The sequence below is a fragment of the Methylobacterium sp. EM32 genome (assembly GCF_040593685.1).
Classification (GTDB): domain Bacteria; phylum Pseudomonadota; class Alphaproteobacteria; order Rhizobiales; family Beijerinckiaceae; genus Methylobacterium.
This window is the reverse complement of the sequence record NZ_JBEXZS010000264.1, coordinates 1-20,506: the sequence shown is the minus strand read 5'-3', so window position 1 is coordinate 20,506 and position 20,506 is coordinate 1. Positions and strand designations below refer to the sequence as shown.

At 71.4% G+C, this 20,506-nt stretch carries 20 protein-coding genes; 13 read left to right on the top strand and 7 right to left on the bottom strand.

The window, feature by feature from the left end; translation table 11 throughout:
• The first annotated feature begins 2 nt into the window (after positions 1-2).
• The 8 genes from ABZT49_RS32500 to trpC all read left to right on the top strand — a co-directional run bounded on the left by ABZT49_RS32500 (position 3) and on the right by trpC (position 6,758).
• Entirely contained in the window at positions 3-695 is a 693-nt protein-coding gene (locus ABZT49_RS32500; protein WP_355292527.1) for an ABC transporter permease subunit, read from the top strand.
• 143 nt (positions 696-838) lie between these two features.
• The gene (locus tag ABZT49_RS32495; protein ID WP_355292652.1) at positions 839-1,567 is read left to right on the top strand and encodes an amino acid ABC transporter ATP-binding protein; all 729 of its coding nucleotides are present in this window, start codon (positions 839-841) and stop codon (positions 1,565-1,567) included.
• A gap of 171 nt (positions 1,568-1,738) precedes the next feature.
• Complete coding sequence (locus ABZT49_RS32490) at positions 1,739-2,305, top strand: sigma-70 family RNA polymerase sigma factor (protein WP_407943622.1); 567 nt, start codon at positions 1,739-1,741, stop codon at positions 2,303-2,305.
• Between the two features lie 29 nt (positions 2,306-2,334).
• Positions 2,335-3,114 (top strand): zf-HC2 domain-containing protein, encoded by a 780-nt coding sequence (locus tag ABZT49_RS32485; RefSeq protein WP_355292523.1) that lies wholly within the window; start codon positions 2,335-2,337, stop codon positions 3,112-3,114.
• A gap of 34 nt (positions 3,115-3,148) precedes the next feature.
• Entirely contained in the window at positions 3,149-3,859 is a 711-nt protein-coding gene (locus ABZT49_RS32480; RefSeq protein ID WP_355292521.1) for a Bax inhibitor-1/YccA family protein, read from the top strand.
• 157 nt (positions 3,860-4,016) lie between these two features.
• Positions 4,017-4,637 carry an aminodeoxychorismate/anthranilate synthase component II gene (locus ABZT49_RS32475; RefSeq protein ID WP_355292519.1) on the top strand — a complete coding sequence of 207 codons (621 nt, stop codon included), beginning with the start codon at positions 4,017-4,019 and terminating at the stop codon, positions 4,635-4,637.
• A gap of 46 nt (positions 4,638-4,683) precedes the next feature.
• Positions 4,684-5,697, top strand: a complete 1,014-nt coding sequence (gene trpD / locus ABZT49_RS32470) for an anthranilate phosphoribosyltransferase (protein WP_355292517.1) — start codon at positions 4,684-4,686, stop codon at positions 5,695-5,697.
• A 200-nt stretch (positions 5,698-5,897) separates the two neighbouring features.
• Complete coding sequence (trpC, locus tag ABZT49_RS32465) at positions 5,898-6,758, top strand: indole-3-glycerol phosphate synthase TrpC (RefSeq protein ID WP_407943621.1); 861 nt, start codon at positions 5,898-5,900, stop codon at positions 6,756-6,758.
• Here trpC and ABZT49_RS32460 read toward each other — a convergent pair.
• Entirely contained in the window at positions 6,749-7,639 is an 891-nt protein-coding gene (locus tag ABZT49_RS32460; RefSeq protein WP_355292515.1) for an alpha/beta fold hydrolase, read from the bottom strand. The genes trpC and ABZT49_RS32460 overlap by 10 nt on opposite strands.
• A gap of 631 nt (positions 7,640-8,270) precedes the next feature.
• The gene (locus tag ABZT49_RS32455; protein WP_355292514.1) at positions 8,271-9,257 is read right to left on the bottom strand and encodes a PfkB family carbohydrate kinase; all 987 of its coding nucleotides are present in this window, start codon (positions 9,255-9,257) and stop codon (positions 8,271-8,273) included.
• 65 nt (positions 9,258-9,322) lie between these two features.
• Between ABZT49_RS32455 and ABZT49_RS32450 the strand changes: the two genes are divergently transcribed.
• Entirely contained in the window at positions 9,323-10,102 is a 780-nt protein-coding gene (locus tag ABZT49_RS32450) for a GntR family transcriptional regulator (RefSeq protein WP_355292512.1), read from the top strand.
• On the opposite strand, the gene ABZT49_RS32445 is transcribed toward ABZT49_RS32450, so the two are convergent.
• The 4 genes from ABZT49_RS32445 to ABZT49_RS32430 all read right to left on the bottom strand — a co-directional run bounded on the left by ABZT49_RS32445 (position 10,078) and on the right by ABZT49_RS32430 (position 15,623).
• Positions 10,078-10,803 carry a helix-turn-helix transcriptional regulator gene (locus ABZT49_RS32445; protein ID WP_355292510.1) on the bottom strand — a complete coding sequence of 242 codons (726 nt, stop codon included), beginning with the start codon at positions 10,801-10,803 and terminating at the stop codon, positions 10,078-10,080. The genes ABZT49_RS32450 and ABZT49_RS32445 overlap by 25 nt on opposite strands.
• Before the next feature lie 563 nt (positions 10,804-11,366).
• Positions 11,367-12,440: a hypothetical protein gene (locus tag ABZT49_RS32440; protein WP_355292508.1), complete on the bottom strand. Its 1,074-nt coding sequence runs from the start codon at positions 12,438-12,440 to the stop codon at positions 11,367-11,369.
• Between the two features lie 160 nt (positions 12,441-12,600).
• Positions 12,601-14,256 (bottom strand): acetolactate synthase large subunit, encoded by a 1,656-nt coding sequence (locus ABZT49_RS32435; RefSeq protein ID WP_355292507.1) that lies wholly within the window; start codon positions 14,254-14,256, stop codon positions 12,601-12,603.
• A 143-nt stretch (positions 14,257-14,399) separates the two neighbouring features.
• A complete protein-coding gene (locus ABZT49_RS32430) occupies positions 14,400-15,623 on the bottom strand; it encodes a patatin-like phospholipase family protein (protein WP_355292505.1) in 1,224 nt (407 codons plus the stop codon).
• A gap of 490 nt (positions 15,624-16,113) precedes the next feature.
• Here ABZT49_RS32430 and ABZT49_RS32425 point away from each other — a divergent pair, with 490 nt between their 5' ends.
• From ABZT49_RS32425 to ABZT49_RS32415, 3 genes are all read left to right on the top strand, one after another.
• Positions 16,114-17,169: a CoA ester lyase gene (locus ABZT49_RS32425; RefSeq protein WP_355292503.1), complete on the top strand. Its 1,056-nt coding sequence runs from the start codon at positions 16,114-16,116 to the stop codon at positions 17,167-17,169.
• Positions 17,170-17,333: 164 nt separating this feature from the next.
• The gene (gene hspQ / locus ABZT49_RS32420; protein ID WP_355292501.1) at positions 17,334-17,699 is read left to right on the top strand and encodes a heat shock protein HspQ; all 366 of its coding nucleotides are present in this window, start codon (positions 17,334-17,336) and stop codon (positions 17,697-17,699) included.
• Between the two features lie 280 nt (positions 17,700-17,979).
• Complete coding sequence (locus ABZT49_RS32415; protein WP_355292499.1) at positions 17,980-18,819, top strand: class I SAM-dependent methyltransferase; 840 nt, start codon at positions 17,980-17,982, stop codon at positions 18,817-18,819.
• 124 nt (positions 18,820-18,943) lie between these two features.
• Here ABZT49_RS32415 and ABZT49_RS32410 read toward each other — a convergent pair whose 3' ends face one another.
• Positions 18,944-19,693: an invasion associated locus B family protein gene (locus ABZT49_RS32410; protein ID WP_355292498.1), complete on the bottom strand. Its 750-nt coding sequence runs from the start codon at positions 19,691-19,693 to the stop codon at positions 18,944-18,946.
• 256 nt (positions 19,694-19,949) lie between these two features.
• On the opposite strand from ABZT49_RS32410, the gene ABZT49_RS32405 reads away from it, so the two are divergent.
• On the top strand, positions 19,950-20,506 hold a 557-nt coding region (locus ABZT49_RS32405), incomplete at its 3' end, for an AMP-binding protein (protein ID WP_407943617.1).

Sequence of the window (20,506 nt, the reverse complement as noted above, 5' to 3'; positions counted from 1 at the left end):
CGATGTTCTCGAACTTCGATTTCGGCGTCATCCTCAATTCCTGGCGCTACCTGTTCTTCGACGGGATGACGTTCACGCTGACGCTGACCGCGCTCGCGGCCGTCGGCGGCGTGATCCTCGGCACGCTGATCGCCATGATGCGGCTGTCGGGCCTGCCGGTGCTGCCGCAGATCGCCAAGGCCTACGTCAACTTCATGCGCTCGCTGCCGCTGGTGCTGGTGATCTTCTGGTTCTACTTCCTGGTGCCGTATATCGGGCAGTGGATCATCGGGGCCGAGCGGCCGATCCAGGTCGGCGCGTTCTCGTCCTCGCTCATCACCTTCACGCTGTTCGAGGCGGCCTACTTCTCCGAGATCATGCGGGCGGGCATCCAGTCGATCCCGAAGGGACAGGGCGCGGCGGCCTCGGCGCTCGGCCTCACCTACTGGCAGTCGATGAGCAACGTCATCCTGCCCCAGGCCTTCCGCAACATGCTGCCGGTGCTGCTGACCCAGACCATCGTGCTGTTCCAGGACACCTCGCTGGTCTACGTCCTGTCGATCACCGACTTCCTCGGCGCCGCGTCCAAGGTGGCGCAGCGCGACGGTCGCCTCGTCGAGATGTACCTGTTCGCGGCGGTCGTCTACTTCGCCGTCTGCTTCATCGCCTCGCTCCTGGTGCGCCGCCTGCAGCGCCGGGTCGCCATCATCCGATAGGGTTTGCCGCCATGACCTCTTCCGCGATGCCGCCCGTCAGCCCCGCTTCGGAGCCGCAGGCCACGTCCGCGGCGGCGCCGGCCTCCGGCCCCGTCGGCACCCTGCTCACCGATCCGCCGCCGGTGGCGGCGACCGGCGCGCCGATGATCACCATCGAGGGCGTCTCGAAGTGGTACGGCGACTTCCAGGTGCTGACGGACTGCACCACCGCGATCCGCAAGGGCGAGGTGGTGGTGGTCTGCGGCCCCTCGGGCTCCGGCAAGTCGACGCTGATCAAGTGCGTCAACGCCCTCGAGCCGTTCCAGAAGGGCCAGATCACCGTCGACGGGACGCAGATCGCCAACAAGAAGACCAACCTGCCCAAGCTCCGCTCGCGGGTCGGCATGGTGTTCCAGCATTTCGAGCTGTTTCCTCACCTGTCGATCACCGACAACCTGAACCTCGCCCAGCGCAAGGTGCTCGGCCGGTCGAAGGACGAGGCGCACGCCAAGGGCCTCGCCCTCCTGGAGCGGGTCGGCCTCAAGGCCCATGCCCACAAGTATCCGGGCCAGCTCTCCGGCGGCCAGCAGCAGCGCGTGGCGATCGCCCGGGCGCTCGCCATGAACCCGATCGTGATGCTGTTCGACGAGCCGACCTCGGCGCTGGACCCCGAGATGGTTGGCGAGGTGCTGGACGTGATGGTCGAGCTCGCCCGCGAGGGCATGACCATGATGGTCGTGACCCACGAGATGGGCTTCGCCCGCAAGGTCGCGAACCGGGTGATCTTCATGGACAAGGGCGAGATCGTCGAGGACGCGCAGAAGGAGGACTTCTTCGGCTCGCCCCGCAGCGAGCGCGCCCAGACCTTCCTGTCGCGGATCCTGTCGCACTGAGCCGACGCGTCATCCGGAGGTGAGCGAGGGGCCCCGTTGCGGGCCCCTCGCCGTTTCGGCCTCCCCGCCCTTCGCGATCACGCGGATGTGAACAGGACTGGCGCGATGGCGGCGTCGCGCAACGGCAGACGGCGGGATTAGGAACCGGCCGCCGGACGTTTACCCAGTATGATGCTTCGCAAGCGCCCCGACGTCCTCGACCTTCTCGTGCCGCTCCGGCGCTACGCCCGGTCCCTGACGCGCGATCCCGCTCAGGCCGACGACCTCGTGCACGACACCCTCGTGCGCGCCCTCGAGCGGCAGGGGACCCTGCGCCCGGGGACCAACCTGCGCACCTGGCTGATGACGGTGCTGCACAACGCCTTCATCGACGACCAGCGCCGCCGCAAGGTCGAGGCGCGCTACGCCGACGCCCTCGGCCACATCGTCGAGGAGGCGACGCCGCCGGCCCAGGAAGGGCATGTGCGCCTCGCCCAGGTGCGCGAGGCGTTCCAGCGCCTGCCGGCGGAGCAGCGCGAGGCCCTGCACCTCGTGACGATCGAGGGGCTGGCCTACCAGGAGGCCGCCGACGTGCTCGGCATCCCGATCGGCACGCTGATGTCGCGCCTCGGGCGAGCCCGGGCGGCCCTGCGCACCATCGAGAGCGGCGGCGGCTCGCGCCTGCCGGCCTCGGAGGACGCGCCGGAGCGACCGCGCCTGCGCGTTGTCGAGGGCGGCAACACCGCGAGGGCGTCGTGATGCATGGCGAGCAGTCACCGGAGGCGACCATGGATCCGATCACCGAGGCCGACCTGAACGCCTATATCGACGGCCAGCTCGATCTCGGCCGGCGGATCGAGGTCGAGGAGCACCTGGCGGCGCGGCCCGAGGTGGCGGCCCGGGTGATGGCCGACCTGCACACCCGCGATGCGCTGCGCGCCGCGTTCGGGCCGGCGGAAGGCGTGGCCGTGCGGTCCGGGCCTTCCCCCGAGCGTCTCGCCTCCGCCGCCCGCCGCCTCGACCGGGCGCTGACCTGGCGCCGCATCGGCGCGCGGCTCCAGCGCGCCGCGGTGATCGCCATGCTGGTCGGGACCGGCTGGCTCCTGCACAACGAGACCGGCGATTTCGGCGTGCAGAACACCATCGCGTCGACGCACTCGCCGGCCTTCGTCGAGGAGGCGCTCCAGGCCCGCCAGGCCGCCCTGGTCCGTGCCCGAGTGGCCTCGCAGCGCCCGACCCCGGCCTATGACCGGCGCGAGGTCGAGGCCGCGACCGGTATCGCCCTGCCCGACCTGCCGTCGGACTGGCGCGTCGACGACATGCAGATCTTCCCCTCGCGCAGCGGCGCGGGCGTCGAGGTCGCGATCGATGCCGGCACCCTCGGGAAGGTCGCGCTCTTCGCCACCCGCAGCGCCGACGCGGAGGCGAGTGCCCCCGCCATCGTCCGCTCGCCGGAGGCCGTCACGGTCTACTGGAAGGTCGGACGCGGCGCCTACGCGCTCAGCGGCTCGGGCAACGAGCCCGATCTCGGCCGCGCCGCCGCAACCCTGGCGGCGTTGCGCCACTGATTTTACCCGCCACCATCCCGGAGCACTCTCCCCGATGAACACCCCCTACGCCTGGCAGACCCACGCGGCCCCCGCCGGTGCGGTCTTCGACGAGGGCCTGCGGCGGCACATGCTGCGGGTCTACAACACGATGGGCCTCGGCCTGGCCCTGACCGGCCTGGTGGCGCTGGGCGTCTCCTCGACCCCTGCGCTCTACAAGCCGCTCTTCGGCACGCCGCTGAAATACGTCGTGATGCTGGCCCCGCTGGCCTTCATCATGGTGCTGTCGTTCCGCGCCGACCGGATCTCGGCCGCCACCGCCCACACCCTGTTCTGGACCTTCTGCGGGGTGATGGGGCTGTCGCTGGCCTCGATCTTCCTGGTCTTCACCGGCACCAGCATCGCCCGCACCTTCTTCATCACCGCGGCGATGTTCGGGGCGACCAGCCTCTACGGCTACACCACCAAGCGCGACCTGTCGCGGATGGGCTCGTTCCTGGTGATGGGCCTGATCGGCCTCGTCATCGCCAGCCTGGTCAATATCTTCCTGGCCTCGAGCGCGCTGCAATTCGCCATCTCGCTCATCGGCGTCGTGATCTTCACCGGGCTCACCGCCTACGACACGCAGTCGATCAAGGAGCAATACGCCGAGAACTGGGGTGAGGAAGCCACGTCCAAGCTCGCGGTGTTCGGGGCGCTGTCGCTCTACCTGAACTTCATCAACCTGTTCCAGATGCTGCTGAGCCTCACCGGCGATCGGGAATAGCAGACTCCCTCCACCAAGGACGGACCCTCGACTTCACCCGCCTGTCCCGCGAGGGATGGGCGGGTTTTTTATGTCGCCCAGCGCCGGAGGCGTCGCACACCGCCCCCTTGACCTCCCGCCACCCCAAGCCCCACACCGCGCCGCTAAGAGGCGCCCCATGTCCGACATCCTGGTCATCGACAACTACGATTCCTTCACCTGGAACCTGGTCCACCTGATCGGCCCGCTCGCAGGTTCGGTCGAGGTGGTGCGCAACGACGCGATCACCGTTGCGGAGATTCGCCACCGCGCGCCCGACGCGCTGGTGCTCTCGCCCGGCCCCTGCACGCCGAGCGAGGCGGGGATCTGCCTCGACGTGGTGCGGGAGTTGAGCGACGAGATCCCGATGCTCGGCGTCTGCCTCGGCCTCCAGGCGATCGGCCAGGCCTTCGGCGGCGACGTGGTGCGGGCGCCGGCTCCGATGCACGGCAAGGTCTCACAGGTGCAGCACCGGGCGACCGGGTTGTTTCGCGGCATCAACGGCCCATTTTCGGCGACGCGCTACCACTCGCTGATCGTCGAGCGGGCGACCTGCCCGCAGGACCTCGTGGTGACCGCGGAGGCCGACGGCCTCATCATGGCGCTGGAGCACGCGGAACGGCCGGTGCACGGGGTGCAGTTCCACCCCGAGAGCATCCTGTCGCAGCATGGCGAGACCATGGTGCGCAATTTCCTCGCCCTCGCCACCGACTGGAATGCCAAGCGCCGGGGTGACAAGCGCGGCCCAGATGTGCATTGACGGGGTCGGGCGGTAAGCCCGCGCTGAGATCAGGCCCGTACTCGTCATGGACTCGTTCAAGCCCTACCTGGCGAAGGTCGCCACGGGCGCCGCGCTGACGCGCGAGGAGGCCCGCCGCGCCTTCGACCACCTGCTCTCCGGCGAGGTGACGCACGCCCAGGCCGGCGCCTTCCTGATGGCGTTGCACGTCCGCGGCGAGGCCCTCGACGAGATCACAGGTGCGGCCGGGGCGCTGCGCGAGCGCATGACCCGCGTCGCGGCGCCCGAGGGCGCGATCGACATCGTCGGCACCGGCGGCGACCATTCGGGCAGCTACAACGTCTCGACCCTGGCGGCGATCGTCACCGCTGCCTGCGGCGTGCCGGTGGCCAAGCACGGCAACCGCGCCGCCTCGTCGCGTTCGGGCGCCGCCGACGTGCTCTCGGCCCTCGGGGTCGGCATCGGCCTCACCCCCGATCACCTCGCCCGCTGCCTGTCCGAGGCGGGCCTGTGCTTCATGTTCGCCCAGTCGCACCATGCCTCGATGCGCCACGTCGCGCCGGTGCGGGTCGAGATCGGCACGCGGACGCTGTTCAACGTGCTGGGACCGCTCTGCAACCCGGCCGGGGTCTCGGCGCAGCTGCTGGGCGTCTACGCGGCCTCGCTCGCCGAGCCGATGACCCGGGTGCTGGCCGAGCTCGGCAGCCGCCGGGTCTGGACCGTGCACGGCTCGGACGGGCTCGACGAGATCACCACCACCGGCCCGACCGCCGTGGTGGCGCTGGAAGACGGCGCGATCCGCCGCTTCACCATCGATCCGCGGGAGCTAGGCCTGCGCCTCGCCCAACCGGAGGAGTTGCGCGGCGGCGACCCGGCGCACAATGCGGGGGCGCTCCGCGACGTGCTCGACGGCGCCCGCACGCCCTACCGCGACATCGGAATCCTCAATGCCGCAGCGGCCCTGATGGTCGCCGGGCGCGTTGACAGCCTTCAGGACGGCGTCACGCGCGCCGCCCAGGCGATCGACACCGGCGCGGCGCGGGCGGTTCTGGAGCGCCTGGCGGCCGTCTCCCACGCGTGAGCCCCCCGCCTCCCGGCGGAGCCTGACACTCGCTCGGCGGAGTTGCCCCGCGTAACTCTGCTGCACGTCTTGGTCTCGCATCGTTTCATCGCCGAACCGGTGACCGCTTCGGCACCGGGCGTTCACGACCGGCGGAGTGATGCATGACATCCCCGATACGCTCCCGAGGGGAGGATACGGCCTTGTCCGACACCGATACGATCTCCCAGGATTCGACGTCTCAGGACGCGAAGTCCCATGACGGCGAGGCCCGGCCGCGCCCGGCCGACGTGCTCGCCCATATCGAGGCCTACAAGCGGCGCGAGATCGCCGCGGCGAAGCTGCGCGTGCCGCTCGCCGAGCTCGAGAAGCGCGCCGCGAAGGCCGCCCCGCCGCGCGGCTTCGCCGACGCGATCGCGGCGCATGTGGCGCAGGATCGCTTCGCGCTGATCGCCGAGATCAAGAAGGCCTCGCCGTCCCGCGGCCTGATCCGCGAGGATTTCGATCCGCCGACGCTCGCCCGCGCCTACGAGGCGGGCGGCGCCACCTGCCTGTCGGTGCTCACCGACGAGCCCTCCTTCAAGGGCAAGCCCGAATACCTAACTGCGGCCCGCGACGCCTGCACCCTGCCTGTCCTGCGCAAGGACTTTCTGTTCGAGCCCTATCAGGTGGTCGAGGCCCGGGCCTGGGGCGCCGATTGCGTCCTGGTCATCATGGCGAGCCTCGACGACGAGGAGGCCACGGCGCTGGTCGAGACCGCCCACGACCTCGGCATGGACGTGCTGGTCGAGGTCCACGACGAGGCCGAGCTCGCCCGCGCCCTGCCGCTGGGCACCCGGCTCATCGGCGTCAACAACCGCGATCTGCGCACCTTCAAGGTCTCGCTCGACAACGCCGTGCGCCTGAGCCCGCTGGTGCCGGCGGACCGGATCCTGGTCGGTGAGAGCGGCATCGGCAGCCATGCCGACGCGCAGGTGCTGGGCCGCGCCGGCATCCGCACGCTGCTCGTCGGCGAGAGCCTGATGCGGCAGGACGACGTGATGGCGGCAACGAAGCAGCTGCTGTTCGGCGATCAGGCCTGATCTGGCGCAGGACCCGCGCTCCCGGCGGTCAGGAAGCCGATCAGGGCTTCGTTGACCGCCTGCGGCTCCTCGTGCTGGAGCCAGTGGGTGGCGGCGGGGAAGTAGCGCACCGCCCCGTCCGTGCAGAGGCGCAGGCTCTCGGCGGCGAGGTCGCGCTCGAGCGCGGTGTCGCGCTCGCCCCACAGCACCAGGGCGGGCAGCCGGATCGGCCCCGGCGCAGCCTCCCGGGGCAGGCGCAGGGCGCGGTACCAGTTCAGCATCGCGGTGATCGCGCCGGGTCGGCGCCAGGCGGCGGCGTAGAGGTCGAGGTCGTGGGGCGAGAAGGCGCCGGGCCGGCTCGACCGGGTCAGGGCGCGGCGGAGCGCGGCGCAGTCGCCGGCGCGCAGCAGCGCCTCGGGCAGGCCGGGGAGCTGAAAAAGCCCGACATAGAAGCTCCGCAGCACCTGGCTCGGGTGCCGGCGGGCATAGGCGCCGAAGACGTCCGGGTGCGGCGCGTTGAGGATCGCGACCCGCTCCACGCGGTCGGGATGGCGCGAGGCCACCCACCAGGCGACGAGGCCGCCCCAATCGTGCCCGACGAGGCGGAACCGGTCGTATCCCAGGGCGTCGGCGAGGCCGGTCACGTCCTCGGCGAGGCGGTCGAGGTGATAGGCGGGAATGCCCTCGGGCCGGCTCGACTGGCCGTAGCCGCGCTGGTCCGGCGCCACCACCCGCAGGCCCGCCGCCGCGAGCGGGCCGATCTGGTGCCGCCACGCCCACCAAGTCTCGGGAAAGCCGTGCAGCAGCAGCGTCAGCGGCCCGTCGGCCGGGCCGGATTCGGCGATGTTGAGGGTCAGGCCGCGGACCGGGATGCGGCGCGTCGTTGGGTCGGTCGGCGTCATCGCGGCGGCTCCTTGCGTGTCTCGACGTGTCTTCGACGGGCGAGAACGAAACGCGATGATCGCGGATCCCGGTGCTTGACGCTACGTGAGGCGTTGCGTCGCGGCATCACCTGCGTCGCGGATGCCACAAAACACGAGCGAGCCCTTGCCAGCGAAGCGGGCAGGGCTTAGCTATTGAGTGGCAACGCGGCGATGGCGTCGCAGCGTTGCTGCCCTCTTTGGGCGTTTCCTCCCTAGACTTGGGCCACACCTCGCGTGTGGCCTTTTTTCTTAGGTGCGAGGGCATCTGTCAACGGCCAAGCCGCCCTGATCACGCCTCAATTCACGCCGTTCCGCGTCTCCGCCCGAGGCCTTGCATCGACTCTGATCGAGGCTGGTAGTGCCGGGCGAGCTCCGTTCATCCTTCGTCAAGCACAGGTGCGACTGCGCACTGCACCGGGGCGCTCTTGGCCCTACACGTCGCCCGGTCACGCGGCGAAGGAGGTTCGGCGATGATCAGGGAAAGACTCGACGACATCCGGTTCATCGTGACCCTCGCGACGGTCGCAATGATCGGCAGTCTGCTGGCGGGCCTGTTCACGTAGCCCGAAGTCTCCGCATCCTCGCAAAACATCTTCCCGCGGGTGGTGCCTCACGCGGCGTCCGCGAGCAGAGCCGCGACCGCTTCGCGATCCGGCAGGGCGTCGAACACGCCCTTGTGGCGGACCACGCAGGCGCCGCACGCTGCGGCGAGACGCAGGGCCTCGGGCAGCGGGCGCCCCCCGGCGAGGCCGACGGCGAGCCCTGCCGTGAAGGCGTCGCCGGCGCCGAGCGTGTCGACCGCCGCCACGGGCAGGGCCGGCTGGATCAGGGCCGGATGGTCGGCCTCGAAGGCGAGCGCACCGGACGCCCCGAGGGTGACCACGACGAGGTCCGGCCCGCTGGCGAGGAGCGCGCCGGCCAGCGCCTCGAAGGCCGCCGGCTCCGCCGCTTCCTCCGACCAAGGTTCGGGTGATCGCACGTCGAGAGCCGCACCGAACGCCGCCGCCTCGACCGCGTTGACGACAAGGATCGCGGTATCCGCCAGGATCCCCGGCGCCGGTATCCGGAACGGGGACGGGTTGAGCAGGGTGGGCCGGCCCGCCGCGCGGGCGATCCGAAAAATCTCCGCCACCGCCTCGTCGCCGGCCTCGAACTGCGCCAGGACGAGGGCGCTGCGGGCGATCCTTTCCGCGGCCGCCCGCACCTCCGCCGCCCCGAGCCGGGCATTGGCGCCGGGATGGACCGCGAGGCAGTTCTCGCCCGTAGCGTCGGTGAAGCCGATGCCGGCCCCGGTCGGACCGGAGAAGCGGTGCAGCATGCCGGACGGCAGGCCGGCACGGTCGAGGGCCGGCCCGGCGAGCGCCGCCAGGGCGTCATCCCCGATCGCCAGCAGGCCGTCCACGGCGGCGCCGAGGCGCCGGGCCCCGACCGCGAGGTTGAGCCCCTTGCCCCCCGGCTCGACCAGGAAAGCCTGTGCCCTCAGTGATTCGCCCGCTCGCGGCAGGCGGTCAACCGTGGCAGAACAGGCAATCACGAAGCTCCCGAGCACGAAGAGAGCCGGATCGGCCACCATGTCGACGCTACCCTCGACGCTCATGTCCCCTCTCCGTCCCGTCGCTTCCGCCGCGCCGGCGTGCGCGTCCCGCATCGGCTGACCCGCCGATGCCCGAGCACCCGTCCGGGCCCGGCCCGGGCCCCCCTGCCCTGACGAGCCTGGTGCGGCTGCGGGACGATACCGCGAAGCCGCTCTATCAGCAGCTGGAAGAGCAGCTGCGCACACTGATCGAGGACGGGACGGTGGCGGGCGGCACGACGCTGCCGGCCGAGCGCCCCTTCGCGGAAGCGCTGGGCGTCAGCCGCACGACGGTGCAGCGCTGCTACGATTCCCTGCGCCGCCAGCACTACCTGACGGCGCATGGCCGGCACGGCTTCATCGTGGCGCCCGGCCGCACCCGGCTCAGCCCGGGCATGGACCGGCTCAAGGGCTTCACCGAGGAGATGCGCGAGCTCGGCCGGGTGCCCTCGACGCAGGTCGTCGAGCGCCGCGTGGTCCAGGACCGCTCGATCGCGTCGCTGTTCGGCCTGCCCTCGACCGCGCCGTTCCTGAAGCTCGTCCGCATCCGCTGCGGCGACGGCATGCCGCTGTCGCGGGAGGTGGCGTGGTACGACCTCACGGCGGTGCCGGCCCTCGCCGAGGGGGACCTCGACGGGTCGGTCTACGCGTTCCTCGGGGCTCACGGGGCGGCCCTGGTGCGCTGCCGCCAGACCATCGAGGCGGCGACGCCGGACGAGGCCGAGTGCGCGGTGTTCGGCTTCACGCAAGCCTTGCCCTGCCTCCTGATCAAGCGCCGCTCCTACGACCGGGACGATCGGATGATCGAGTACGTCGAGGGCCTGTTTCGCGGCGACGCCTACGCCTACCGGCTCGATCTCAGGGCGTGAGCCGGCGATCTCAAAGCGTGAGCCGGCGATCTTAAGGCGGGGACGGGTGCCGTCTCCGCGCACGCCACCGGCAGCTGCACCGCCGCCACCAGGGCGACGAGCTGGCTCTGCTGCTTCGTGCCGGTCTTGAGGAAGATGCGGGCAACATGGGTGCGCGCCGTGGTGACGCTGATGCCGAGTTCCGTAGCGATCTCGGCGAGGCAGCCGCCGCGGGCGAGCGCCGCGCCGACCTGCGCCTCGGCCCGGGTGAGGCCGAACAGGGTGCGCAGCTGCACCTCGATCCGCCCCTGCGCCCGCAGCAGGCGCGCCACCACAACCGCCCGGCCAGGTGCCTCGGCGTCGGCGAGGGGCGAGACGCAGACCGAGACGCCCGGCTCGTCCGGGCTGCCGCTCTCGAGCTGCAGGAAGCCGCCGGCGTCGCCGGAGCGCCCGTCGCAGGCCGCCTGGATCAGGGCGTGGAGCCGGGAGCGGCCCTCCGCCTGCCGCGCCCCGAGATGCTTGGATCCTTGAGGCTTGGATCCTTGATGCCCGGAACCGTGGCCGCCGCCGACGGGCTGGCCCGACAAGGCTCCGTCGGGGCGATCGAGCAGGTCCGTCGCCTCCCGGTTGGCGTGGAGGATGTGCCCCTGCCGGTCGACCACCAGCACCGCGAGGGCGAGCGCGTCGAGGGCGGCCGCCGCCGCCGGCTGCCAGGCGGTCACGGCGCGGTGGTCCCGGTGACGCGGCTGCGCCGCCGCCCGTCGTCGACCCGCGCAGATTCTCCCAGACCGCGTTCGCCCCATCTGCACGCGTGCATCGTCGCCCCCCGCAAACCTCAGCGATCGAGCGGGTCGCGACCCGTCCGAATCCATATAAGTACCAAAACCTCTGTGGCACAAGATTGTTCATCGCGGTTTCAACGCCGAGATTAAGTCCGTCATGATTGATGCGGCCTAGGCCGGATGCTTGCGTCCGGAATCGATCGCCGGTCTATGGTCGGGATTGGCATCATTCTTTTGGAGGGGGGTGCGCGCTGTCTGCAGGTCGAGCGCCGGGTCTCGGTGTGGCCAGAACGGTCGAGGCATGGGGAAGATGGGCCGCCGCTTCTGGTTTCCGGACAGATACTCCGTGCGCGACAGATGATGACCGACGGTCCACGCAGTCGATCGTCGGTCAACGCTGGGGAATAGAGCAGTCTTCGCTGCGCCGACCCCGGCGCAGGAGTGTCAGCCGCCGCGGCGTTGCAGCGAGACGACGATGCAGTGCAGCGGCTTGTACGACGGGATCAGGCAGGCGCGTCCGCGAGGCGCCGCACCCCCGGCGCCCGGCGCGGCCGCCGCCAGATCAGGCGGCCGAGCGCCGTGCCGGCGCGGCGGCAGAACAGGGCGGCGGCGAGGAACCACGCGAGGCCGAGCCACAGGCCTTGCAGGAGAACCAGCAGGCCCGAGCCCAGCACCAGCGCGCCGCGGCCGAGCAGCGCCAGGGCCGCGCGGGTGCGCCCGCCCATTCCCTCGGACAGCCGGGCGACCCGGCGCAGGTCGTCGGCGTTCTCCGCCACCGCGAGGGCCTGGAGGGTGCCGCGGGCGCCGAGCCGGGCCTGGATCCGGGCCGATTGCTCGCCGACGCTGCGGATCTCCCGCAGCGCGCCGGGCCGCAGCACGCTCCTGGCGCCCTGGCGCAGGGCCGCGAGGTCGAGCCGGCCGGCCGCCGCGGTGGCGAGCGCCAGGGCCTCGCGGTCCAGGGCGGCCCCGGCGCTGCGGGTGAGCCGGGCGGCCAGCGGCCGCGACAGCTTGCCGGTGCGGGCGGCGAGCTTCAGGGTCGTGGTGCCGGCATGGATCGGCACGCTGGTGCCGAGGGACACGATGGTGGCGCCGGTGAGCGCCAGCCCGGCGGTGGCGAGGCCCAGCAGCAGCGGGTCGTAGGCCTCGCCCCGGGCGAGCCGCCCGCCCTCGCGCCACAGGTCGCGCAGGTCGCCGTAGCCGACGAGGTCGCCCGCGACCGCGCCGGCGAGCCCGGCCATGCCGGCCCCCTCGCCGCTGACGAAGCCGGTCGCGGCCTCCGCGAGCGCCCGGCGCGGTGCGCCGTCGGCGAGCGCCGCCACGGAGGCCCGCCGCTCCGGCGAGACCGGGACGTTCCGCTCCTCGGCCAGCGCCAGGAAGCTCCGGGCGAGGTCCTCGTCGCCCGCCGCGACCGCCGCGTCGAGGCCGGCGCCGATCCGCTCGGAATCCGCGATCGCGGCGAGGCGTAAGCTGGCAAGCGCCGCCGGATCGTCGGCCGCCGCGTGCAGGCGCCAGGCCCGCCCGGCCTCCGGCAGGAGGAACGGGGCCGAGGCGGCGACGCCGGCGGCGCCGAGCAGCATGAGGCCCCCGGCCGCACGCCGGCGCCAGCGCGGAACCGGCGCGGGAGTCTCCACGGCCCTAGAGCAGCGCCCGATCACGTTGCAATCGGGCGCCGCTCTAGGTTTCTGATTTTGCCGCATTTTCTTCGCCCAACCGGTATCCACTTGGTCGGAGAATGCTCTAGCCGGGCTCGACCTGCGGGACGTGCCCGCCGAGTTCGTCGACCAGCACCCGGGTGTTCTCGGAGTAATCGACCGGCACCGCCACCAGATGCACCCCGCCCGCCGCGAAGGCGGCCTCGAGCACCGGCGCCAGCGCTTCGGCCGAGTCCACCCGGTGGCCCTTGGCGCCGTAGGATTCGGCGTAAGCCACGAAATCCGGGTTGCCGAAGGTCATGCCGTAATCGGGGAATTTGTCGACCGCCTGCTTCCAGCGGATCATGCCGTAGGCGCGATCGTCGAGCACCAGCACCACGAGGTCGAGGTTCAGGCGCACCGCCGTCTCGAGTTCCTGGCTGTTCATCATGAACCCGCCGTCGCCGCAGACCGCCAGCACCCGGCGCTCCGGGTGGACGAGCTTGGCCATCATCGCCGAGGGCAGGCCCGCGCCCATCGTGGCGAGCGCGTTGTCGAGGAGCAGCGTGTTGGCGACGTGGGTGCGGTAATTGCGGGCGAACCAGATCTTGTACATGCCGTTGTCGAGGCAGACGATGCCGTCCTCCGGCATCACCGCCCGCACGTCGTGGACGAGGCGCTGGGGCGTCACCGGGAAGCGGTACTCCTCGGCCCGATCGTTGATGCGGGCGAGGATGTGCTGGCGCATGTCGAGCAGGGCCGGCTCCGGATCGAGCCGGCCGCCGAGCCGGTCGGCGAGCGCCGTGACGGTGGCGCCGATATCGCCCACCACCTCGGCGTCGGGGTGGAAGACCTGCTCGACGCTGGCCGAGACGTAGCCGACATGGATCACCCGGGGCCCGCCCGCGACCCGGCCCATCAGGAAGGGCGGCTTCTCGATCGTGTCGTGGCCGATCGAGAGGATCAGGTCGGCGCTGTCGATCGCCTCGTGGACGTAGTCGCGCTCCGACAGGGCCGCGGTGCCGACATAGAGGTTCGAGCCGCCGGTGACCGCGCCCTTGCCCATCTGGGTGTTGAAGAACGGGATCCGGGTGCGGCGCACGAAATCGGACAGGGGCTCGACGAGGCGCGGGCGGTTGCCGGCGGCGCCGATCATGATCAGCGGGCGCCTGGCCTGCAGGATCATCGCGGCGGCGCGCTCGATCGCCGCGGGATTGGCCACCGGCCGGTCGATCGGGTGCGAGGGCACCAGGGCGACGTCGGCCTCCTCCGCCGCGATATCCTCGGGCAGTTCGAGGTGGACCGGCCCGGGCCGCTCCTCGGTGGCGACCCGGAAGGCGTCGCGCACGATGGTCGGGATCGAGGCGGCCGACACGATCTGGCGCGTCATCTTGGTGAGTGGGCGCATCGCCGCGATCACGTCGACGATCTGGAACCGGGCCTGGCGGGCGCTCATGATCGGCTTCTGGCCGGTGAGCATCAGCATCGGCATCGCGCCGAGATGGGCGTAGGCGGCGCCGGTGGTGAAGTTGAGGGCGCCGGGCCCGAGCGTCGAGATGCAGACGCCGGGCCGGCCCGTAAGCCGGCCGTGGGTCGCCGCCATGAAGGCGGCAGCCTGCTCGTGGCGGGTCAGCACCAGCTCGATCTTGGAGGAGCGCAGGGACTCGACGACGTCGAGATTCTCCTCGCCCGGGATGCCGAAGATCCGGTCCACGCCCTCGTTCTCGAGGGCGGCCACCAGCAGGTCGGACCCTTTGGCCATGCGGCGCTCCTCCGCGTCCCTGATCGTTGGCCGATCATAGAGGCAAACGGGGCTCCACGGCACGTGGAAAAACCCGCTGCGTCGTTCCGGGGACGTGAGGCGCCGGGATCATCTGCGTCACCGCGAGGTCCCTGCCGTCGCTATCACGGCGCGTTGCTGGCGCTGCGCCCCGTCGCGCTGGTGGTGAGGGCGTCGGGCGACCAGTCGAAGGCGGTACCGGCCTTCCCCAGCCGCTCGCCATGGGCGAACAGCGCCCGCATGTAGCCCTGCTCGAAGGGGGCCTGCGAGACCTGGGGGAAGCGCTGGTCGATCGTGGCGACGTGGACGACCGTCCCCGTGCGCGCCGCGAAGGCCTTCGTCACCGCGATGGCGCCGGTGGTCTGGGCCTTGATCATCGCCGAGAGCGAGCGGCCGAGGATGCTCAGCATCGAGCGCTGGGCGACCTGGAAATCCGGCGCCTGCGAGGTGTTGACGACGACGTAGACCGCCGGCGCCGGCAGCTGATCCTCTCCGGCGGGGGCGCCCGCCAGGGGTTCGAGCAGCATCCGCCCGGGGGCGATGAAGAACGGCGCCGTGGCGCCGCCATCGGCGTGCATCTCCTGGAAGCGCTTCCCCCCCGGGCCGGTGGATTCGATCATCACCGGCGGGAAGATGCCGGGGATCGCCGCCGAGGCCAGCATCACCTCGCGGAAGAGCTTGAGCGCTGCGGGCCCGCCGGAGGCCGCGATGGCACCCATGTCCCACAGGGTCGGGCGTAAGGAATCGAGCTCGGTCGTGACGACGAGGAGCCGCCGGCCCTTGCGATGCTCGGCCGCCACCGCCTCGAGCAGGGCGAGCGTGACGCTGCGCTCGATGCCGCGCTTGAGCGGCCAGGTGTCGGTGAGGCTCTCCTGGCCGCCGCCGAACTCGAACACGTCCGCCGCGGAAGTCTCCGTATAGGCCTTCTCCAAAGCCGCGTCCTGCGAGGCGCCGACGAAGGCGAAGGGGGCGATGAGCGCTCCGGTGGAGACGCCGGTGACGACGCCGAAATCCGGTCGGTTACCGGCCCGGGTCCAACCCTTCAGCACGCCGGCCGCGAAGGCACCGTTCTCGCCGCCGCCGGACAGGGCGAGCCAGGGCTCACGCGAGGCCATGGCGGCCCCGTCGAGGAAGGTCCGGAACGCCGCCGGGTCGTCGCCCGGCAGCCGCACGGCAGCCGGCAGCCCCTCCGGCCGCGCCGCCGCGAGGTCCCCCGCCGTGAAGCTCGCCCGCACGGTCGAGCGCTGCCGATCCGCCACCGTGCCGGCCTGCGCCGGCAGGACGGTTCCCAGGGCGAGCGCGATCATCGCGGCGCTGGCAAACCCGCGCCGATTCATCTCTCGGGACATGGTTCTTGTCCTCCGCCGCCCGCCTCGGCCGTTGAACGCCGGGGGTCGGTGCACGTTCCATCCCGCATGTGCGAAAAGGCACTTGCGCACAGGTTTTCCATTGTGGCCGCCAGGTCGTGGCGCGGAGGTCCTCGGCCGATGATCAATCCGGCCGCCGCGCCGGTCGGGATCTGCTGTCCCCTTCCGGCTCTGGCGATGATACATTCAAAATTAAACGCGGCAAGTCGACATGCGATGACTTGAGGAAAAGAGCTGGAAACAAGTCGGAGGACGTCGCGCCCGCCTCCCGGCGGGCGCAGGCGCGGTTCGCCTCCCCGAAAGGAGGTCGTCCCCCCGTCGAAAGTGGCGCCCCTCCGGCGCCAGGTCTCGCCCCGCCCCGACCATCTGCCGACGCAGCGCCCCTTTACGGCCGCGCCGGGCCTGCACTAACCCTCCGTCACGGCCGGGCCTCCGCGAGGCCGGCCGTGACGGAGGCTGGAGAGACCCCCCCATGAAACTGCCGCGCCGCTTCTTCCAGCCCCTGGCCTCCGGGGCCCCGGCCCCGTTCCGCGAGCTGCCGGTGCGCCTGGAGCGCATGATCCACTTCGTGCCGCCGCACAACGACAAGGTGCGGGCCCGGGTGCCGGAGCTGGCGACCCAGGTCGACGTGGTGCTGGGCAACCTCGAGGATGCGGTCCCGGCCGACCAGAAGCTGAACGCCCGCAAGGGCTTCATCGCCATGGCCCGGGACACCGACTTCGCCGCTCACGGCACCGGCCTGTGGACCCGGGTCAACGCCCTCAACAGCCCGTGGCTGCTCGACGACCTGATCGAGATCGTGGCTGAGGTCGGGAGCAAGCTCGACGTCGTGATGGTGCCGAAGGTCGAGGGACCCTGGGACATCCACTACGTCGACCAGCTGCTCGCGCAGCTCGAGGCGAAGGCCGGCGTCGGAAAACCGATCCTGATCCACGCCATCCTGGAGACGGCGGAGGGCGTCGCCAACGTCGATGCCATCGCCTGCGCCTCGCCGCGCATGCACGGGATGAGCCTGGGGCCCGCCGATCTCGCGGCCTCGCGCGGCATGAAGACCACCCGGGTCGGCGGCGGCCATCCGGATTACCGGGTCATCGCCGATCCGACGCCGGGCTCGGCCGAGCGGGCGAGCGTGCAGCAGGACCTCTGGCACTACACCATCGCCCGGATGGTCGATGCCTGCCAGGCCAACGGCATCAAGGCGTTCTACGGCCCGTTCGGCGACTTTTCCGATGCGGCGGCCTGCGAGGTGCAGTTCCGCAACGCCTTCCTGATGGGCTGCGCCGGCGCCTGGACCCTGCATCCGAGCCAGGTCGCGATCGCGAAGCGCGTCTTCGCGCCGGATCCGGGCGAGGTCGCTTTCGCCACGCGCATCCTGGAGGCGATGCCCGACGGCACCGGCGCGGTGATGCTCGACGGCAAGATGCAGGACGACGCCACCTGGAAGCAGGCCAGCGTGATCGTGAACCTCGCCCGGCTCGTCGCCGCCAAGGATCCCGACCTCGCCCGGGCCTACGGCCTGGAGGTCTAAGCCGGGATCCTTGGAGCCTGAATCCTTGGAGCCGGGATCCTGGCTCCCGGTATCGTGAGACCTTCGGGGGCGGGGGCTACCTTGTGCGCAGACCCGGCGCCGGTGCATTCCCGCCCCCGTGATCCTATGTGACGCCCATGCCTTCCGGACAGACCTCCTCCGCCATGCCCGCCCCGCAGCCCGATGCCGTGCCGTCCGGTGCGGTCATCCGCTTCGCCAAGTTCAACATCGGCGACGTCGTGCGTCACCGGATCTACCCGTTCCGCGGCATCATCTTCGACGTCGACCCGGTCTTCGCCAACACCGAGGAATGGTGGCAGGCGATCCCCGAGGAGGTGCGGCCGTCCAAGGACCAGCCGTTCTACCACCTGCTCGCCGAGAACCAGGACACCGAGTACGTCGCCTACGTCTCGGAGCAGAACCTGGTGCCCGACCGCTCCGGCGAGGCCCTGCGCCATACCCGTATCGCCGAGATGTTCGAGCGCGACGACGAGGGTGCCTACCGCCTGCGGAGCGACGCGGCGAATTGAGGCCGTCGGCGGGTGGCGCGCCCGCTCCCGATGATCGGAACTCACCGCATCGCGCACGCGACGAGGGCCGGGCAGCGATGCCCGGCCCTCGTCGCGTGCGCGGACCGCTTCGAGCGGCGGCAGCACGCCAACTTATGTAAACGAGGATCGACTATTTTCATTTAGACTGAGAACAGTCCTGCAATGAGAGCGATCTTGCAGGCGTTTGCATTGCCTGTCACGCGTCGCGATGATCTGCCGATCGTCGTGGTGATGCTTCCTGCGCGAACGGGAGGTCGCCATGAAGAGTGGAATCGAGACCAGTGGAATCGAGAGCGGCCGGATCCAGCCGCATAACGCCAGGCCGGCCGGGATCTGGAATTCCGGCGGCGGGCGCTACGACGAGATCAGCCGCGGCATCGCCGACAGCATCGCGCATTGCGTGCTGCGGCTGGATCCGCAACCGGGCGAGCGGATCCTCGACCTCGCCACCGGCACCGGCTGGACCTCGCGCCTGGTCGCCCGCCGGGGAGCGGAGGTGGTGGGCGTCGATCTGGGCGGCGACCTGATCGCCTTCGCGGCCGGGCGAGCCCGGGCCGAGGGCCTCGAGATCGCCTACCGCGTCGGCGATGCCGAGAGCCTGCCCTTCCACGACGGCGCCTTCGACGCCGTGATCTCGACCTGCGGCGTGATGTTCGCCAGCCGCCCCGAGGCGGCGGCGTCGGAGCTGGCGCGGATCTGCCGCCGGGGCGGACGCATCGCCCTCACCACCTGGACGCCCGACGGCGCGGTGTTCGAGATGTTCCGGGTGATGAAGGCCTACATGCCGCCGCCGCCCGCGCCGGCCCCGCCCTCGCCGTTCGAGTGGGGCCGCACCGAGCGCATCACGGAGCTGCTGGGCCGGGATTTCGACCTCGCCTTCGAGAAGGGGGTCTCCTACTACCGCGAGCCGAGCCCTGAGGCGGCCTGGGAGACGTTCTCCACCGGCTATGGGCCGACCAAGGCCCTGGCGGCCGGCCTGGACGAGAGCCGCCGCGCCGCGCTGAAGCGCGACTTCATCGCCTTCCACGCGCGCTTCGCGACCCCGCTCGGCATCTGCGTCCCGCGCGAGTACTGGGTGACGCGGGGCCTGCGACGGTAGGCCCTGCCGGGGCAGGCCGCCGCCACGCGAAACGCCCCGGCATCGCGGCGTCGATGCCGGGGCGTCTGAATATCGGTCGAAGCCCCGCACCCTCGATCAGGGCGCGGAGCTGTTTCCGAAGCGCTTACTTGGCGGCCGGAGCCGCGGCCGCCGGAGCGCCGCCCTTCTGCTCGAGCTGCTTGCGCATCTCCTCGGAGCGCTTCTCCAGCTCGGCCTGAAGCTTCTTCTGCTGCTCCTCGAGCACCTTCGGGTCGATCGGGGCACCGTCGAAGGCCTTGCCGAAGCCGGTCAGCGGCACCGCGAAGGTGACCTCGCGCTGCATCTGGTTCTGCACGCTGACGTTCAGGGTCGTGCCCTTCTTCATCGCGTTGACCACCTCGTCCTTCAGGCCCGGGGCCTCGGCGAAGCAGCCGTTCGGGAAGCAGACGGCGTAGCGGCCAGGGGTCGCCTGGCCGGTATCGACCGCGAAGCGGATGCCGGGCTGCAGCAGCAGGCCGAGCGGCATCAGGAAGCGCACGACCTTGGCGCCCTGCGGGCCCTTCATGTCGTAGACGGCCACGGCCAGCACCGCCTGACCCTGGTCGGAGACGAAGTCGCGGGTGGTGTAGCAGACCTCGTTGCCGCTGCCCTGGTCCTTGCCGCAGACCTTGGTCCAGTCGGCCTGGGACGGCTCGGGCTTCACCTGCACGACCATCGGGCCGGTCTGCTGGGCCTGGCCGGCGGGCGCCGCCGGGGCGGGAGCGGCCGGCGCCGGGGCGGCGGGCTTCTTGGGCTGGGCGAGCGCCGGGGCGGTCGCGAGACCGAGCCCGAGGCCGGCCAGGGCGAAGGCAATGGCGGCCTGGTTCGGGCGCGCGGGACGATTCGCGAAGAACATCAGGAGTGGACCCCTCAAACGGCAGGACGTCGGTGGCCTTTGGCGCGCAAGACCCGCTCGGATGCGGGCGCGCCGGCAGCAAGCGGAGCGCGGCCGGAGGGCTCCGCCCGGCCTCCGGGGCGCCTGCTTTCCCCCGGATTGAGGCGAAGGCAAGGCCTCGGCCGCCGACCGCAGGGCCCCTTAGCTGATCCCTTCGCCGACCGCGAGGGGCCGGTACGGTTAAAACGCCCTTAACCATGCGTGGGTAGGATGCCCGGTGCGGCAGGCGGACGAGGTGGCGACGGTGGCGGCTCAGGCGACGATGAGACGAGACGACGCGTCGTCCCTCCCCGATCCGGCGCAGCCGGTTTTTGCCGATCCGGCGCGGGCGATCGCGGCCGATCCGCCGCGGGCGGCTCTTGCGGCCTCTCCGGCAGCGCCGGCACCCGAGGCCCCTCTTGCCATGGGGCTGGGGGCGCTGCTCGCCGCCGTCGCCGACCGGCATCCCGCCCGCATCGCCCTCGTCGACCAGGCGAGCAAGCCCGCCTGGTGCGGCCGCCCCGCCATTGCCTGGACCTACGCCGCCGCCCGCGAGATCGTCGCACGGCTGGCCGAGGGGTTGCAGATGCTGCGGCTGCCGCCCCGCAGCCCCGTCGGCCTGTGCATGGCCGGCATGGCCGAGGCGCATCTCGCCTTCCTCGCCATCGAGCAGGCCGGCCACGTTCCCTGCCCGCTTCCGGTCACTTGGGACGAGGACCGCCTGCTCCAGGCGGTCGAGGCGGCGCAGATCCTCGCCGTCCTGACGCAGGGCGTGCTCGGCACGGAGCGGCCGGC